Here is a 17,504-nt window from a genome sequence, read left to right as displayed (position 1 = left end):
GATAGATAGTACTATCTAAACTTTATTGTTGGAACATAATATAATATGTCAGATAAGTATTCTTAATATTTCTAATATGGAATGAATCCACAGGATAATGGGAATGAACAACGCCTAATGAAGTATCATGGTTACTCAAGTTTTTTATTTCAATTGTTATTTTTCCAGGATTCTGTTTCGGGTATTTCATTGTCGTAACTTCAGATAACCGGGTTGTCGTTGTTTTTATGGTCTTACCGTCCATTGTTAAAATAATCAAAACCTTTGTACTATTGTGGTTTCCATATATCTTAAGAATATTGCTTTTTTCATGAACTTTCACTGTTGTAAATACTCGTTCTCTCGCCTTTAAGGTTATATTTTCATCACTAAAATATTTCCCGTTTCCCTGTTCTGCGACGACGGTTGAAGAAAATCTATTATTTAATACTTTAGGCGTGATAAATGACAGCAACCCAAGACAAGCAATAAGACAAAAGCTCAGCAAAACTTGATTAAATCTGCTAATCTTAAACGTAATTTTTTTAAGTGAATCGATACCATCGGCACACCACAGTAGTAGAAGAGGGTATAGCGGCACAGCATATCTTGCTTCTACTTCCCAAATAAAAATATGAAAAGTTGATAAACCAATAAAAATTAACAATGGCAGTAAATTATCATAGTTGGAACTCCGTCTCAAAAATCCTATAGCCGAGTTTAAAAAAACAAAGGATAATAACATTTGAGAAATTATGGTAAATTGAAAATTTAATATCTGATGGTTTTCTCTATACCAACTTGGTTCAATTTCCCATTGAGATGTTAATTTTTCTCCGCCAAATGTTCCAGATCCCAGAAAAATAGATAACTTTTGAAAGAAATGCAACAGCAATCCTGACGCACCCATCATTTTAATTCTTTTTTTAATAATATTTTTTTCTGAATTTATTTTTGCGTTATGAGTTGGTAACGATATCTGCTTACGAACATCTGTTAAATTATACATTCCTTCGTTTGAGAAATTTAGAGACATAGCGATCCAGCTGGTCGCTGGCAGTTCTTCATTTGGTCTATCCTGATAATTGTAAACTTTGTTTTCTAATCGAAATGTGCCAATTCCAATAAAAACACAAACTATGCTAATTATCATGGACGTCAATATTGTTTTACTTGACCACTGTTTTTTAATTAACTTTGTTGTTATCATAATTCCAACGGCAATCAGCAAGACGATCATATTTGGTTTAATGAGTGTGCTGAAAATATCCAGCAAAACCATAACAGCAAAAGAAGCGTATTTTTTATATCCATCGTTTGTATCAAAATATATCCACAAGGCAAAGGTTATGATTGGCACAGGTAGTGCGATGACATCTGAATACACGAATAGACCAAAAAAATATATAGGCAAACTAAATAACCACAAAATACTAAAAATATTGCCTGCTGCAGGACTCAAATGTTTTAATGAAACTATTTTTAATGCAGCAAATAATCCGCAATCTAACCATATAAAGTTAATTATGTTGATGACAAGCCAAATATTCGTGAACTTTAAAAAATGTAGAACACTTATTAAGCCGGCGAGAAATTCAGTATAGTTAACATTATTGCTGTAAACGTAAAAATAATTGTTCCATTCATGAATACCGGAACTCAACCCAACGGCCTCATTACGGACATAAAATGAATCGGCTCTACCGTAATCAATGAAGTGGAAGGATAGCCATAATTGAACAATAATTATCATAAACAATATAATAGCTAGAATCCATTTATTCACTTTTTCAGAAACGGATGAAAGAAAGATAAAAATTAATCTAAATAGAACAAGTAAAATAAGAACTCCGGTAGTGACTATCAAAGTAATCCCAGTAAAAATATAGCTGAAGTTGGTTTTACTGATAATTAGCCATGAAAATAAGGGTAACAATGCCAGTAAAAAAAATATTACTGAAACTATTTTGTTGGCAAGTTTCATTTCCTTACTCCTTTGTCGGGTATAAAATGTAGAAACGTAATATAAATTATTATATCTTTAGCCAACAAATATCAGTATTGTACTAGGCTAAAAGACAATATTAAAAATATTGTAATCGGATTCAAATACCTGTTGTGTTTAATTATAGGTTAAAAAATATTGTTAAAACAATACCAACGCTTTGAACAAAATTATTGATATAAAAAAAGACAACACAATACCATTTATAAGTATTGTATTGCCCATATATACCAGACTTATTAACGTGTATTTATGTCATAGCCAATTTTTGCAGTTGTTTTAATGGAGGACTTGCTTTTTTTAGCTCGCTTAAATGGATGCCAATTTGGCCGTCCAATTAAAAAGCCAAATGGACGTACTTTATAACAAAACCAAGCAATACCAAATGATATTGCAACGACAAATGCGTATCCTAACGGAATTAAAAAAAGCATTGTAGTATTTGATACATGTATATGCTGTAAAGTTTCATCCAATATCAGCAGACCAATTGTCTGGTCTAGATACATGCCGAAACTGACTCTTGCACCATTTTTTACAACAGACGAAAGCCATTTAGGCATCCCGTTTTTATACCACATAGCATAGTGTTGTCCAACCCATAAAATGATGACAATCACTAAAATGGCATAAATTAATGTATAAGGCTGATGAGGAGATACTGACCTACCTTCAGTTAAACCAAGTACAATCCTGTCATACCAGCAAAAATACACAACTGTACCGATTGCTGCAAGTATGGTTGTGGGTAGCAAAAATTTAATTCGTTTGCTAATCCAATCTGTTATTTCGTGATAATGAAGTATCGTGAAAGTGCCAAAGATGAAATAAAACTGATACGAAAATACATTTATGTCATAATTTTTGATCCAATAAATCCAGTTAGATGTATCTACATGTGGCAAAACATATTTTGCTATTATTAGCTCAACAAGTTGAATAAAAAAACTGATGATTAAAATTCTTTTATGATATGTTGACCAATGGTGAAATAACCACATTAATGCTGGAAAGATTAAATATAGTTGCATAATGATTAGCATATAATACATATAAAAATTACTGCCGTGAAGTATAATATTTACAAATTGTTGGCCAAATCCAGACCAACTAAATATGGATTTAGTGTTCTGTGTAGTTTCACCAACAATAATTGTAACTACCAATAATAGGGCGTTCCAGATTAAATAAGGCCATATGCTACCATTAAATCTTTTTCGATAAAATGTTAACCAATCATGACGATGATAATAGTTGAGAGTCAGTACAACACCGGTCATGAACATGAAACCCATTCGTGTGAAATGAACTATCAAACTCACAGAAAGTAATTTATACTCGGTATTAGTGGGATCTGAGACCATATTGGCCGTAAACTGATTGATAACATGATTGAAAAGCACACCTAAGATAAAGAAAAGACGCATGAAGTCAATTTCATAAAGATAAGCAGGCTTTTTGAGTGACTGTTGTTCCAAGGCATAATTACCTCCATACATTTAGTATTCTAGTAGAATAGTCAATGGATAAGATTATATTGTGATTCTTCCATGCAAAAAAAGAATTGTTTTTATGATTTACATGTTCTTAATCTTAAATTTTTTCACGAAAAAAGAACTATCTAATTAGACTAGATAGTCCTTTCGTGTAGAAATTAACACTATTTATTATAACTAGCCACATAAATGAACGATTGATAAGGATTAGATTTTCCATTTATACTTAGTGGGTAATTTGCTAATTTGTATTTTTTAGTTGTTGTAATCTCAAACTTATTATTGGTTTTTACTGGACTGGTAACAACCACCTTATAAATTCCAGCCCTAAGATCTGCCTTAACTCTAAGTCTGTGATCAGAATATTTGAATTTGTAAGTTTTACTTGATTTAGTATCAAGAAGATATGCGTTAATATTGTTTTTATGTGGCATGAATAAAGAGAAACTATTAGTTCTCTGATTTAGTTTAACTTTTTGCGATGCAACACTACCTTTACTTAATTTATTGAGTTTCGGCTTGTATTGCGTTGATAGTTCGCTGCTCTGTGTTGCAACAACAGTTGACGTTTTACTAAAAACACTGGGATGCTTACGCCCAGGGGTTTAAAAAAAGCTAAACAAACTGACTATAATCAATCCGCACGTGCTCCACATCACTATTACATTTTTATTCATAATCTTAATTGTCTGGGACAAGGATAGGTGAGTATCCATAAAAATTAGAATTGGAAATAAAACTTGGCCGTAACGACTTTCAGTTTCCCAAACCAGTGTATGAAATGCAATATAGCCCACTGCAAGTACAATCGCTAGTATATTGATTGGGCTATTAAGATATTCTTTGGTTTTTAATGAAGTCAACAATGTCATGATGCTTATCATGTAAATGAAAACAAAACTGGCTCTATAAAACATCGATTCCAATATACTTACAAAATCTTGAAATTTGGCATAAATGTGAGGCACTTCTATAAAGCCGCCAGTGTAAGATTTTGGAATAGTCCGAGTATCTAGAAGAATACCGGCCTTAACAACCCATAACTTAATAACTCCACTAAATCCTAGCTTTTTTATTCTTTCAATTAAATGTGGCGCAAAATATTTTTGCCTAGCTTTTTCATCTGGTAGGGAATTCATCTTTTTAATATCAGCACCATTGTACGTTCCATGGCCGGTCGGTTTGTAACTCATCCAAATCCAGTTAGAAGATGGCATTTCATATCTTGCATTATTAGAAAAGTGAGTAATTGTCTTAATTTCGGATCCAACTGGAAAGGCCGCAAAGATACCAATACATATTATAGATAGAGGAATCATAATTTGTCGTGTTAACGTTTTGTTATTTTTAAACTCAAATAATAAAACAATGGCGATGGCCACAACGAAAACAACCAAATTTGGTTTGATTAATTGTCCAATCAATATTGCAAAAAACAATAATATTCCGTATAAATACCGTCTTATTTTATTTAAAGTGTTCCAGTTGTCTAAAACAATAAAAGTTAGTAGCAGTATATACATAGAAGGTAAATCTGAATAAAAGACTTGTAAATAGTATGAGTAGGAAAATGGGCCAATTAGGAAAAATAAGGTCAAAAAAATAAAGAGTGCATCATTTTTTGATTTTTTCCTGACGGTCTTTAGCATCATCAATATAAAACTGTCGATTAAAATAATAGACAATATGTTCAACGATATATTGGTGGAAATTGAGAAAATATTAGATACTCTTAGCCATAAAGACATTAAGAAAGCTAGGCTAACGTTGTTTGGATATCGATAAAAGTATGTGAAACGAGACCAGTCAAAACTATTTCGACTCAACAATTCTGCCTGGGAAAATACTCTAAATGGGTCATGATAAACTGAGGCTTTGAAATAAGCAATTACGATAATTTGTATCAATAAAATCAATAAAATAGTACTGTAAGTTATTATTCTGATACTGTTTTCGGTTAGAAAAGATTTATCTTTTGTAAAAAACCATGTTAGTAGCATTATTAAGCTAATAAACAGGACTATCGAAATTGAATTAGGATTTGCTGAATCAAAAAGATTTGCAACAATGCCAATCGAAAGTGCGATTACTAAAATTATCGGAAAAATGGTTAGCAACGAAAATTTTTTATTTTTCATATTGCAAACCTATTTTCTTTTCGATTGTGAACCTTGGTCTTTGTTTAACTTCCGTGGTTACTTTACCAATGTATTCACCAATTACTCCTAAACTTACCATTTGCAGACCACCGAGAACCCAAATTGAAATCATCAGTGAAGACCATCCATGAACCGTAAATCCAAACCACTTAGTGAGTATTGAATAGAAGAAGGCGGCAACTCCTAATAGACTGGACAATATTCCCAACATAAGGATTGCCCTAACTGGGGCAATCGAAAAGGACGTCAGTCCGTCCCACGCAAATGATAACATTTTTCTAAGCGGATACTTTGATTCACCAGCCATTCGAGGTGATCGCTTGTAGTAAACCTTTGAACTCTGAAAACCAATTAATGGGATCATGCCACGGATGAATAGGTTTCGTTCCTTATACTCAAGAAGCACTTCCACTGCACGTTTTGACATCAGCCGAAAGTCAGCATGATTTCTAATCAAGTGAACTCCCAATACATTTAATATTCTGTAAAAAGCTCCAGCAGAGGTTCGTTTGAACCAGGTATCCGTGTGGCGATCATTTCGAACTCCATATACAATATCAGAACCATTTAAAAATTCTCTGGTCATTTTCTCAATAGCGTTAGGATCATCCTGTAGATCCGCATCGATTGTAACCACTATATCTGCAGTCTTAATGGCCTCCGTCATTCCAGCGATCAAAGCATTTTGGTGACCAAAGTTTCGACTAAATTTAATACCAGTAATTCTTTTGTTTCTTTCATTTTCTTCATTAATAATATTCCATGTATCATCTGTCGATCCATCATCGACAATTAAAATGTCTGACGATGAATCGAACATTTGAGAGCTAATTAATTTGTCTTCAACACTCAAAAGTGTTCGAACAGAATCAGGTAGAACCTCTTCCTCATTATAGGCTGGCACAACAATTGTAAGTTTATCCATGTCACTAATTTCTACCTTTCGAATTATCTATTTTTAAGTATTTTTCTAAAAGAGGAGAGAATTTGAAATATAGAATACGTGCAATTTCCCACCAAGCTAAAGCTAAAGCGATACTACCGACAACATCAGAAGGCCAATGAGCTCTTAAATAAACTCTCGAGAATGCCACCGCAAATAGCCATATAATTGAGAGCAGATTTACAACAAGCTCATATTCTTGCCCCTGAATCTTTGGTACGATAATAAACATAACAATCAACACTAAGATTGCAGTATTAAAAGTATGTCCACTTGGAAAACTGAAACCACTATCTTTTATTATTTGCATACCTGGTCTGTGTCGGTGAACTAACTCTTTAATGATAAATGCTAAAGCACTTCCTCCAAGTTGGGTACACATAATCCATAAAGCAATTATTTTGTCTTTTATGATCCAAAGGACGATGGCTATTAATATCGTTAGTACAATGTTCACAGTAGGGCTTCCAAAAAATGCAACAACAGACATGATTCGTGTAGCATTTGGATTTACCATTGATCCAACTGCAGCCTGACAAACAAAATCAAAATTTGTTATAACGTTGTTTTTAGTGATTACTCCAAATACGATAAAAATAAACAAAATGGTTGATACAATACCAGTAACTAACCACATACTATGTTTATGCATTATAATTAATTCCTTTCAAATAAATTATTTTATTCATTTTATATTAATCGTATAATATTATTCTTAATTTGAAACCCATTACAATTATTTCAGATATCGAAATAATTAACAACATAAACGATAAATCTTAAGGATTGTAAATTTACAATCCAACATTTCTCTTATTTTGAATTACACTCATCAAGACGGCAGGTGCCAGTGAAATTATAATAATTGCCACCATAATTAGCTCAAAGTGAGCCTTGACAATTGAAACATTTCCAAAAAGGAAACCAGCAAGTACGGCCACGGCAACCCATGAAAACGCACCTAAAATATTAAAAATAGCAAATTTTCTATATTGCATTTTGCTGGCACCAGCAGTAAAGGGGATAAAGGTTCGGATAATTGGAACGAATCTTCCTAAAAAAATGGCGGATGAACCATGTCTATTGAAAAAGGACTGAGCATCTTTCACATATTTTGGCTTTATCCATTTACTCCATTTATTAGAACCGGTTAAATGTTTACCCAAATGCTGACCAATTTCGAAATTAACGAAGTCACCTAAAATTGCTGCAATTGACAATACAATGATTAGAATTATGTGATTAAGTGGATGATTTGATAAAGCTGCAATTGAACCACACAAAAATAAAATTGAATCTCCTGGAAGAAAAGGGAAAAGAACTAAACCTGTCTCAATGAAAATTATCCCAAATAATCCAATATAGGTTAACCAGCCGAACTGTGCAATCACTTGAGGTAACAAGTGACTAATATTTAAAATTGATGTCATTAACGACGTTATCATTTAACTACCTCTCTTTATCTCTTTTTTTACTTTGTGAGACCCGTATCTCGGTATTCATATTATTAGAACAATTGAAGTTAAAAAAGATCGTTAAAATAATAGTCAGATGATAAAATCTCATTTATTCTTTCATGACAACCGGAAGCTATATATATGAATACAGTTATATGTGAAATTTCAATAAACAAAAAAAGTTCTTCATAGATTATGAAGAACTTTTTTCATGTAAATAAACAGTCATAGGGCACATTGCTACAAATATTATATAGTTGTGAAATTATAAAAAATAATGTTAGTCAGCTTTTTTATCTGTTTAAGGATAAAGAATAACCAACGCCTCGAGTAGTGTGAATCAATTTGTTTTCTCCTGGTATTCTATCAATTTTATTTCTCAAGTATCGAATATATACATCAACGACGGTTGGTAACCCGTCAAAATCAACTCCCCATACTGAATTTATTAATTCATCACGAGTAAACGTTTTTCCGGAATGCTTAATTAACTCTAATAAAAGGTTGAATTCACGCTGTGTTAGTTGAATATTGTGAGAACCTCTAATTACCTGATGTTTATCATTATCAACAATTAAGTCATCCAACCTGTAAACACCATCGTTACCCTGTAAATGGTTTGAACTTGGGCGTCGAAGAACAACCTCCATTCGTGCTAATAATTCTTCAGTATCAAAAGGCTTGGTTACGTAATCATCAGCCCCCTCAAGAAGACCGGCAACTTTATCACCAGTATAATCACGAGCGGTTAACATAATGATTGGTACATCTCCATCCTTTTTAATTCTTCTTAAGACACCCAGACCATCTAATTTAGGCAACATCCAGTCGAGTAAAATTAAATCAATTTTATCTCGTTCTTTTAAAAATAAATCAACCGCATCGATTCCGTTTGCAGATGTTAAAACGTTATAATTTTCAAACTCAAATTCGGTTTTAAGAGAATCAATTAATCCAATTTCATCTTCGACTAATAAGACTGTTTTATTCACTTTATAACCTCCAATTATAGGTATGTACGAGAAAAGATCGTGTTGAATGAAAGACAAGACTGATATGTTACATAGGCAAAAAGTTCAACACGATCCGCGAGTAAACATACTACCACAAATTTTTTTATTCAATGACTATCTCATAAATTAAGTAAATTTTTATCGACGCTGTGAAATTATCATAGTACTTTTTAGTTTAGTGTGAAAATCTCATTTTAATTTTATTTTTATGGTCTTTTTTAAGTATTTTTGTTCGACTATGCTTACTCGTGAAAGTGAAATACGGGGTGATTAATTACTAAATTAAAATAAATTATAACAGGTGAAAATGTGAATCTATCAAAAATCAAAATCGTTGGTGTTTTAATATTCTTTTCAATTTCGTTGATGGCATCTTTTTATTCCATGTTAACTAATCAAAGTTCCTTCTTGGTTAGCCCATTCTGGATAATGTTTGGTGCAATAACCCTAATACTAGTTACAAGAATAATGTATGTATTGATAAACAGAATGAACACCAGAATTAAAAAGATTGTGTTAGCAGTAGTTTTGTTGTTAATTTTTTTAACGCAACTATGGTTTTCTTTTAATTTTGTGGATTACGGTAGGGCTGATTCTTTTTTTGTCAGAAATCAAGCAATGGCACTAGTTAAAGGGACAACTAAGTGGGCCAATTATTTTTATGTCTATAAAAACAATGTAAACTATGTTTATTTATTAGTATATATACTCAAATTTGTTCGAATATTCTCCGTTAACTACGTTTGGCAATCTGTTAATATCATTCAATTCGTCTGGATTGACATGGCACTATTAGCAGGGATAAAGATTTTCCATTACTGGAAAATGGACACTTTAAAAATTATATTCGCAATATTTTGGCTATTTAGTGTTCCTTTATATGCATACGGACTATTTGTCTATTCAGATGCATTTGTAATACCTGTTCCAATCATAACCTTCGCTTTGTGGATATATTTTGATACAAATGTTGGATATAAAAAATACGCTTCTTTTGCTGTTATGGTTTTGCTGGATATTTTCAGCACACTCATTAAACCAAATATGATCGTCTTGCTGATTGCCGTTGGAATTATGATAGTAACAAAGCTAATAAAAAAGCAGTGGTCAAGTAAAAATCTACTAACATCCGTGATAATTAGCATAGTTTGTATTTTCATTGGAATTGGCACATTTCAATTAGAAAATCATGTTTACGATTATCAGGCTAGACCAAATGAAGAACTACCAGCAACCAGCTGGATTGCAATGTCATTAAATCCAAACACAAACGGCGAATATGATTATCAGGATGCACACTATCAAATGAGTTTACAAACAAAAACACGAAAAGAAACTTCCGAGAAAAAAATTATTAAAGATCGAATTAAAAATATGGGATTTATTGGCTTAGCGCAACACCTTTTGAAAAAGAGCTTTGTGTTTACTTCATCTGGTACATTTGACAGTTTGAAATTAACTACACAGTGGGAAAAAGAACCAAGTTGGTATCTATACAATCAAGACATAGTTAATTCTTGGATATCTCTAATCTCTCAAATTTTTCTAGTATTTTTATTTATAAGTTCAGCTTTCAGTTTCTTAAGCACCCGTAATCAAGATAACAATGGCTTAGCAATTTTGATTGCACTTGGTTTGAGTAGTTTTCACATTATTTTTTGGGAAGTGGAACCAAGATATGCAGTTCCGCTACTTCCAATATTAATGTTATGGAGCGTTTCAAGCTTTAGTAATTCTGAAGTATTCAGTCGATTGGTAATTAAAAAGAAAATTTTCTTTTCAGGCATTGTCACCTTAGCGCTACTGAGTACGTTTGGTAATGAATTTAAAAATTCTAATGTTGTTAAAAAAGATTTACTTGTTGCTGAACAGGGCGATGGACGTTATTTTGATAACGAAATGATTGATATTAAGCCTAACCAGACGATTTCATCTAATATTGTTACTCACTCAAATAGTTCCAATATCGAATTAGTTAGTGGTCACATACAGGTTCCGGTTAAGGTTGTTATTAAACATGACGGTAAAATTATAAAAAAGGAAATAGGTAGTTCAACGAGTATCAATAATATTTCCTACGCATCTCAAAAAGCGGGCGTTTTAAATGTCAGCGTTAAAAACTTAAGTAATAGAGATCTAAAATTAGGCGGTGTTCAATCAAGTTACCCGGTAGGTGAGTTTCACGTAAAAAATATGAATGACACTTACTTGAGGTATTACGTTAAAAGTGTTGCTACTTCCGATGAACATAAGATTTAATAATGGAGGGTTATTTAAATGGGTGGCTTTGTTGGTGTAATTCATAATGGTAATGGTGAAAAAAGTATTGATATGCGTGAGATTAGATTGATGTGTAAACAAACTGAACACCGAGGGCTAGATGATGAAATTTATTATCAAAACAATGATATTAGTGTCGGATACAGAAGACTGAGTGTTATTGACCTTGATCAAGGTAAACAACCACTATCTTACGATAATGATCGTTACTGGATTGTCTTTAACGGAGAGATATACAATTATATAGATTTAAGGAAATCACTTGAAAGAGAAAATTACGAATTTAAAACTCACTCAGATACTGAGATTTTGCTTGCCGGCTATAAAAAATATGGTAGTGCTGTTGTAACCCATTTGAGAGGTATGTTCTCGTTTGTAATTTGGGACACCAAGACTCATGAGGTTTTTGGTGCAAGAGATCACTTTGGCATTAAACCATTATTTTTATTTGAAACGAATAAAAAAATATATTTTTCATCAGAAAAAAAATCATTGATGAAGAATATTAAGAACGATGATATCAATATGAATGCGCTACAGGATTACTTTACGTATCAGTATATTCCGGGCGAATCCACATTAAGCAACAATATTATTGAACTATTGCCAGGCCATAGCTTTACTAAAACTTTTTATGGACGGATGCATATTCAACAATACTTTGATGCGAAGATTGTCCCAAATAATAAAATCAATAAAAATAATTTAATACAGTCGATTATAGAGACCCTACAGGATTCAGTAGAAAAACATATGAGATCAGACGTTCCAATAGGTGCTTTTCTATCCGGAGAAATCGACTCTTCAATTATTGTGGCAATAGCTAGAGAAATTAACCCAAAAATTAAAACATTTTCTGTTGGATTCGATAGAAAGGGGTATAACAAACTGGATTTAGTAAAACAAACGGCTAACGCATTACAAGTTGATAACGAAAGTTTAATTATCACACCTGATGATTTTATGAAAGAGTTTTCTAATTTTATTTACTATATAGACGATCCACTGGCGGATCCTGCTGCGTTTACTCAATATTTTTTGGCAAAACTTAGTAGCAATTATTGCAAAGTTATAATGTCAGGAGAGGGCGCCAACGAAATGTTCGGTGGTTATAGAATTTACACTGAGCCAAAGTCACTTAAATGGTTTAAATTATTGCCCAAATCCTTAAAAAATTCCATAAAGGAATCATTAAGTAATGATACCGACGGCTCACGATTCAAAAACTTTTTACTACGTGGTACAACTCCCTTAGAAGAAAGGTTTGTGGGTACCAAAATATTTAAAGAAGATGAAAAGCAACAATTAATGAACCACTACAATCTTTCAAGGCCATTCTTTCAAGCTGTTAACAGTGAATATCAAAGATCAATCGGTTCTGATCCAATTTCAAGAATGCAAGATATCGATTTACATTACTGGTTGCCAGATAATTTATTGTTAAATGCTGATCGTACGTCGATGGCTTTTGGACTTGAATTAAGAACACCGTTTGTCGATAGGAGAATATACGAATTATCGAAAACAATTCCCACAAAATTAAAAGTAAATCATGGGCAGACAAAGATAGCTTTAAGAGAAGCGGCAAAGTTTTTTCTACCTGACGAAGTGGTTAATCACCAGAAGCTAAATTTCACAGTTCCGCTCAATGATTGGTTAAAAGATGATCTTTACGAATGGGCCAGAAAAATTATTAAGCATTCATCGGCTGATGACATAATTAACAAAGATTATGTACTAAAATTATTAAATGATCACCGTGATGGAACCAAAGATAATTCGAGGAAAATTTGGACCATACTAGCCTTTTTAACTTGGTATGGCATATATTCAAGCCATGATCTAACCAGTTTTAAATAACAAGAAATGAGTAACCAATTCAATTATTTTGGATAGGAGTCTGATAAATTGAATTTTTTAAAAAATGACAACAATAATGAAATGAAATTTGAGTTAAAGCACTATCGAGGGTTGATGTTAGCACAAAGTATAGACCTCAATAATGACCATGACATTAACCATAGCGATCACATAATTGGCTCAGATACATCTAAATGTGAAACCTGTGGTGAGTACACATCGTTACAAAATAAATTGAAAGAAGTACGACGTATACTCAATACAGATTTCAAGAGAATGAATTCAACGGATACGATTTTTGATAACAAAAAAAAGAAATATTATTATCTTTGTACTGATAAATATGGCGTTATTTATGTTATTAGAGATTCCAGTAAATTGGACGCACAGGAAAAAATCCCCACTGACAATAGTGAGGGTATTATGTGTAATATTATTTCGCAGAAAAAAGCTTTCGAAGAAATTAAACTATTGCAATCTACTGTAGCAACTCAGATTATCGACTTTTTAAAAAACGACGATTTATTTCTTGGTATAGTTTGTCGTTTGGACAATAATGTTAAAAATAAAAATATAAAAACTATGTTTGGATAAAATATTAGTCAAAAGAAAAGTAAAGCTCCTTACAGGTCCACACTGTATTGTAGCTTTACTTATTTTTATTCATTCCGTTCAATATTTCTTGTAGTACAACCGCATTATTATTTTCTACATCTTTTGCCGCGTACAGCAGTAATACATTGGGCTGATCTTTAATTTTATCAAATAATGCCGATGCAGCACCACTTGCATTTAATTCTGCAGTATAGCGTTCTTTAAATTCAGCAAACTTTTGAGGATCATGACCGAACCATTTGCGTAGTTCCGTTGATGGGGCCACATTCTTCTCCCAAAGATCTAGTTTAGCGCGAACTTTACTCATCCCTCGTGGCCAAATTCTATCAACAAGTACCCTGTAACCATCAGGCTGATTTTCATCATAAATTCTTGCAAGATTCAGCATCAAAACTATCACTTCTCCTAATAAATGAATTTAAAATATGTATTTATTGTAACATCAGCGAGGGCTGATTCCCAATGTCATACGACCAATTCTACTAATTCTGGTCATGTTCCAAGCAGGCGACCAAACAATATCTACAGAAACATCGTTAATTTCATTTAATTTTGGTAGTTTGGTTTTCAAATCATTGGATACTGATCCGATGCAGGTACAATCCATTCCGGTAAAAGTCATAATAATATGTAAATTGCCATTATTTTCTAAGTTAATCTCATAAATCAATCCTAAATTATAAATATCTAATTCTATTTCTGGATCCATAACTGTTTCTAACACATCTAGTAATGATTCTTCAATAGGCTCCGCTTTATCATTGATCTTAATGTCATCACGCATTGTTTTGACCTCCTTCAAAAATTACTAAAGTAGTTGTATTTTTACATTAAATGCTTTAACTTTCAAGTTTTTTATTTAATTTACTTATAATCCATCTATATACAAAGCTTTCTATGTTAAAATACGATTAGAAACCAACAAGGTAGTTAGTTTGTGGTTTCGGAAGGAGAAATACATATGGCGAATGAAGAAAAAGACCTTCGGATTCGCAGTCACGTCTATGATGGAATGGTTAAAGCACCCAACCGTGCCTTATTACGCGCCACCGGTATGAAAGACGAAGACTTTAAGAAACCGATCGTTGGTGTTATTAGTACATGGGCAGAAAATACTCCCTGTAATATGCATCTAGAAGGTTTAGGTAAATTAGCAAAGAAGGGGGTAATTACCGCAGGTGGTTGGCCGGTCCAATTTGGCACGATCACTGTTTCAGATGGGGTTTCAATGGGAACCAGAGGGATGAGTTTCTCGTTACCATCTCGCGATATTATCGCCGATTCAGTTGAAGCAGCGATGAGTGGTCATAATTGCGATGCATTTGTGGCAGTCGGCGGTTGCGACAAAAACATGCCTGGATCAATGATTGCGATTGCTAACACTGAAATTCCGGCTATTTTTGTCTACGGTGGCACCATTGATCCCGGCAATTTAGATGGAAAAGATATTGATTTAATTTCAATTTTTGAAGCCGTTGGTCAATGGAATCATGGTGATATTTCATCAGAAGAAGTTAACCGCATTGAGTGTAATGCATGCCCAGGACCCGGTGGTTGCGGTGGTATGTACACAGCCAACACTATGGCTTCAGCAATTGAGGCCATGGGGATGAGTCTACCAGGATCAGCATCTCATCCAGCCACGACTGAAGAAAAGAAAAAAGATGTTGAATAGGCCGGAGAGGCTGTTATCAACCTCCTAAAAAAGGGAATTTATCCAAAGGACATCATGACGCGTGATGCATTTGAAAATGCAATTACGGTGGTCATGGCATTGGGTGGATCAACTAATGCTGTTCTTCATCTGTTGGCAATTGCCCATGCCGCAAACGTGGAGTTAACAATTGACGACTTCAATACATTCCAGAAAAAAGTCCCTCATTTAGCTGATTTAAAGCCAAGCGGTAAGTACGTATTCCGTGATTTATACAGTGTTGGTGGTGTTCAAGCCGTCATGAAATATCTATACGAAAATGGTTACCTACATGGTGATTGCATGACTGTAACTGGTAAAACACTGGCCGAGAATTTAAAAGATGCTCCATCGCTTAAAGAAGGTCAGAAAGTCATTATGCCACTTGAACATCCTAAGCGAAAAGATGGTCCATTAATTATTCTTCACGGTAATCTTGCTCCCGATGGTGCCGTAATTAAGGTAGCCGGTCTGAAGGCGCGACGCCATGAAGGTCCAGCCAAGGTTTTTGATAACGAAGAAGATGCGATTGATGCCGCTATGGCTGATGAAATTGTAGATGGCGATGTTGTTGTCGTTAGATTTGTTGGCCCGAAAGGCGGCCCTGGCATGCCGGAAATGTTGTCGCTTTCTGGTATTTTGGTTGGTAAAGGGCAGGGTGAAACCGTTGCTCTACTGACGGATGGACGTTTCTCTGGTGGTTCACACGGATTCGTGGTTGGCCATATTGCACCAGAAGCACAGGACGCTGGTCCAATTGCCTACCTTCACACCGGAGATACTGTCGTGATCGATCAAGATACTCGTGAAATCACCATGAAAGTATCAGACGAAGAAATGGCCAAACGACGCAAAGAAACCAAAATTCCACCATTGTATTCGCGTGGTGTATTAGGTAAGTATGCACACCTTGTATCAAGTTCATCTGAAGGTGCCACAACGGACTTTTGGAAAAAAGATTAATTTTTATACTGCATACTAATAGACGCATTACCTCAAATCTAAGGTAATGCGTCTATTTTTTAGTATTTTTATCTTACTTGTTCCAGTAAATTATCCATAAAATCATTTGCATCTCCGACAAATGCGTAATCAGATGCTGCCAAAATTGGAGCATCTGGATCAGTATTGACTGAAACGATTGTCTTAGCATTCTCAATACCGACCAGGTACTGTACAGCTCCTGAAATGCCAAAATTAATCAGCAGGTCAGGCGCAATTGACTGGCCACTTTGACCAATTTGGCTTTCGTGACCAAATTCATCACTGTCAGTTAATGGTCGAGACACGCCAACCATGCCACCAAGCTTAGCCGCTAGTTTACGGGCTTTTTCAATGATGGCTGGACTACTAGCTCCACGGCCGAGAGCAACGACCACATTAGCATCCCCAATGTTGGCGGCACTGCTAATAATTGACTGAGGTGTACTTGCCTTCACTTGAGTTTCAGGATGAAATTCAAAATCAGCTTTCTCAATTGTCGTGTCATTATTTTGTTTAACTGCTTTGAAAACGTTAGGGCGGACAGTCGCCATTTGTGGTTGATGATCAGGGCATGTAATTTCGCACATAATGTCATCACCATACGTGGGCTTTACTTGAACTAGCGTATCACCATCAAAATAAACGTCTAGACAGTCAGCCGTTAATCCAGTTTGTAACATTGCTTGTAGGCGTGGTGCAACTGATCTACCAATCACTGTTGCAGGAATTAAAAGACTATTCGGTTTTCTGGTACTAACTACTTGATACAATACATCAGCAATTTCAGTGTCAGTAGCTGTTTTAAACCGATCATCTTCAAGGGTAATAATTTTATCAGGACCATACTCCTGGACTTCATTAATTAGTTTTTCAGAAACAACAGTTGGCATCACTGCGACTACCCGTTGATTAACTGCAATTTCTTTAGCCTTGGTAATTAACTGAAGGCTGGTTGGTTCAACTGATGTTTGATTGGTCTGAACGTATACCCAAATTTCTGTTTGTGTCATGTTATCACCC

The 17,504-nt window shown here is 34.0% G+C and carries 13 protein-coding genes and 1 pseudogene; 4 read left to right on the top strand and 10 right to left on the bottom strand.

The window, feature by feature from the left end:
• Nucleotides 1-22 precede the first annotated feature (22 nt).
• The 7 genes from FD16_RS01900 to FD16_RS01865 all read right to left on the bottom strand — a co-directional run bounded on the left by FD16_RS01900 (nt 23) and on the right by FD16_RS01865 (nt 9,031).
• A complete protein-coding gene (locus FD16_RS01900) occupies nt 23-1,963 on the bottom strand; it encodes a hypothetical protein (RefSeq protein WP_056938519.1) in 1,941 nt (646 codons plus the stop codon).
• A gap of 260 nt (nt 1,964-2,223) precedes the next feature.
• Complete coding sequence (locus tag FD16_RS01895; protein WP_010622111.1) at nt 2,224-3,462, bottom strand: acyltransferase; 1,239 nt, start codon at nt 3,460-3,462, stop codon at nt 2,224-2,226.
• A gap of 623 nt (nt 3,463-4,085) precedes the next feature.
• Nucleotides 4,086-5,618 (bottom strand): hypothetical protein, encoded by a 1,533-nt coding sequence (locus FD16_RS01885; RefSeq protein ID WP_056938518.1) that lies wholly within the window; start codon nt 5,616-5,618, stop codon nt 4,086-4,088.
• Nucleotides 5,608-6,564 carry a glycosyltransferase family 2 protein gene (locus FD16_RS01880; protein WP_010622112.1) on the bottom strand — a complete coding sequence of 319 codons (957 nt, stop codon included), beginning with the start codon at nt 6,562-6,564 and terminating at the stop codon, nt 5,608-5,610. Before FD16_RS01880 ends, FD16_RS01885 begins: the two co-directional genes overlap by 11 nt.
• A 4-nt stretch (nt 6,565-6,568) precedes the next feature.
• The gene (locus FD16_RS01875; protein WP_010622113.1) at nt 6,569-7,234 is read right to left on the bottom strand and encodes a phosphatase PAP2 family protein; all 666 of its coding nucleotides are present in this window, start codon (nt 7,232-7,234) and stop codon (nt 6,569-6,571) included.
• Nucleotides 7,235-7,376: 142 nt separating this feature from the next.
• Nucleotides 7,377-8,027, bottom strand: coding sequence for a VTT domain-containing protein (locus FD16_RS01870; RefSeq protein WP_010622114.1), 651 nt, complete (start codon nt 8,025-8,027; stop codon nt 7,377-7,379).
• 305 nt (nt 8,028-8,332) lie between these two features.
• A complete protein-coding gene (locus FD16_RS01865) occupies nt 8,333-9,031 on the bottom strand; it encodes a response regulator transcription factor (protein WP_010622115.1) in 699 nt (232 codons plus the stop codon).
• A 330-nt stretch (nt 9,032-9,361) separates the two neighbouring features.
• On the opposite strand from FD16_RS01865, the gene FD16_RS01860 reads away from it, so the two are divergent.
• Genes FD16_RS01860 through FD16_RS01850 form a run of 3 tightly spaced genes read left to right on the top strand, consistent with a single transcriptional unit; the run spans nt 9,362 to nt 13,786 of the window.
• Nucleotides 9,362-11,311 carry a hypothetical protein gene (locus FD16_RS01860; protein WP_010622116.1) on the top strand — a complete coding sequence of 650 codons (1,950 nt, stop codon included), beginning with the start codon at nt 9,362-9,364 and terminating at the stop codon, nt 11,309-11,311.
• An 18-nt stretch (nt 11,312-11,329) separates the two neighbouring features.
• Nucleotides 11,330-13,192, top strand: coding sequence for an asparagine synthase (glutamine-hydrolyzing) (gene asnB, locus FD16_RS01855; RefSeq protein ID WP_010622117.1), 1,863 nt, complete (start codon nt 11,330-11,332; stop codon nt 13,190-13,192).
• 48 nt (nt 13,193-13,240) lie between these two features.
• A complete protein-coding gene (locus tag FD16_RS01850) occupies nt 13,241-13,786 on the top strand; it encodes a hypothetical protein (protein WP_010622118.1) in 546 nt (181 codons plus the stop codon).
• Between the two features lie 55 nt (nt 13,787-13,841).
• On the opposite strand, the gene FD16_RS01845 is transcribed toward FD16_RS01850, so the two are convergent.
• The gene (locus FD16_RS01845; protein ID WP_202813405.1) at nt 13,842-14,204 is read right to left on the bottom strand and encodes a DUF488 domain-containing protein; all 363 of its coding nucleotides are present in this window, start codon (nt 14,202-14,204) and stop codon (nt 13,842-13,844) included.
• Between the two features lie 45 nt (nt 14,205-14,249).
• Complete coding sequence (locus FD16_RS01840) at nt 14,250-14,591, bottom strand: metal-sulfur cluster assembly factor (protein WP_010622120.1); 342 nt, start codon at nt 14,589-14,591, stop codon at nt 14,250-14,252.
• Between the two features lie 177 nt (nt 14,592-14,768).
• On the opposite strand from FD16_RS01840, the pseudogene ilvD reads away from it, so the two are divergent.
• Nucleotides 14,769-16,463: pseudogene (gene ilvD, locus FD16_RS01835) on the top strand (dihydroxy-acid dehydratase).
• Between the two features lie 68 nt (nt 16,464-16,531).
• Here ilvD and FD16_RS01830 read toward each other — a convergent pair.
• The gene (locus FD16_RS01830) at nt 16,532-17,494 is read right to left on the bottom strand and encodes an electron transfer flavoprotein subunit alpha/FixB family protein (protein WP_010622121.1); all 963 of its coding nucleotides are present in this window, start codon (nt 17,492-17,494) and stop codon (nt 16,532-16,534) included.
• Nucleotides 17,495-17,504 lie beyond the last annotated feature (10 nt).

The organism is Paucilactobacillus suebicus DSM 5007 = KCTC 3549, from assembly GCF_001434475.1.
Classification (GTDB): domain Bacteria; phylum Bacillota; class Bacilli; order Lactobacillales; family Lactobacillaceae; genus Paucilactobacillus; species Paucilactobacillus suebicus.
This window is presented reverse-complemented; position numbering and strand designations above follow the sequence as displayed.

Coding starts and splice junctions, on each gene's coding strand:
- FD16_RS01900 (WP_056938519.1), bottom strand. CDS start 1,963: ATGAAACTTGCCAACAAAATAGTTTCAGTAATATTTTTTTTACTGGCA.
- FD16_RS01885 (WP_056938518.1), bottom strand. CDS start 5,618: ATGAAAAATAAAAAATTTTCGTTGCTAACCATTTTTCCGATAATTTTA.
- FD16_RS01880 (WP_010622112.1), bottom strand. CDS start 6,564: ATGGATAAACTTACAATTGTTGTGCCAGCCTATAATGAGGAAGAGGTT.
- FD16_RS01875 (WP_010622113.1), bottom strand. CDS start 7,234: ATGCATAAACATAGTATGTGGTTAGTTACTGGTATTGTATCAACCATT.
- FD16_RS01870 (WP_010622114.1), bottom strand. CDS start 8,027: ATGATAACGTCGTTAATGACATCAATTTTAAATATTAGTCACTTGTTA.
- asnB (WP_010622117.1), top strand. CDS start 11,330: ATGGGTGGCTTTGTTGGTGTAATTCATAATGGTAATGGTGAAAAAAGT.
- FD16_RS01840 (WP_010622120.1), bottom strand. CDS start 14,591: ATGCGTGATGACATTAAGATCAATGATAAAGCGGAGCCTATTGAAGAA.
- FD16_RS01830 (WP_010622121.1), bottom strand. CDS start 17,494: ATGACACAAACAGAAATTTGGGTATACGTTCAGACCAATCAAACATCA.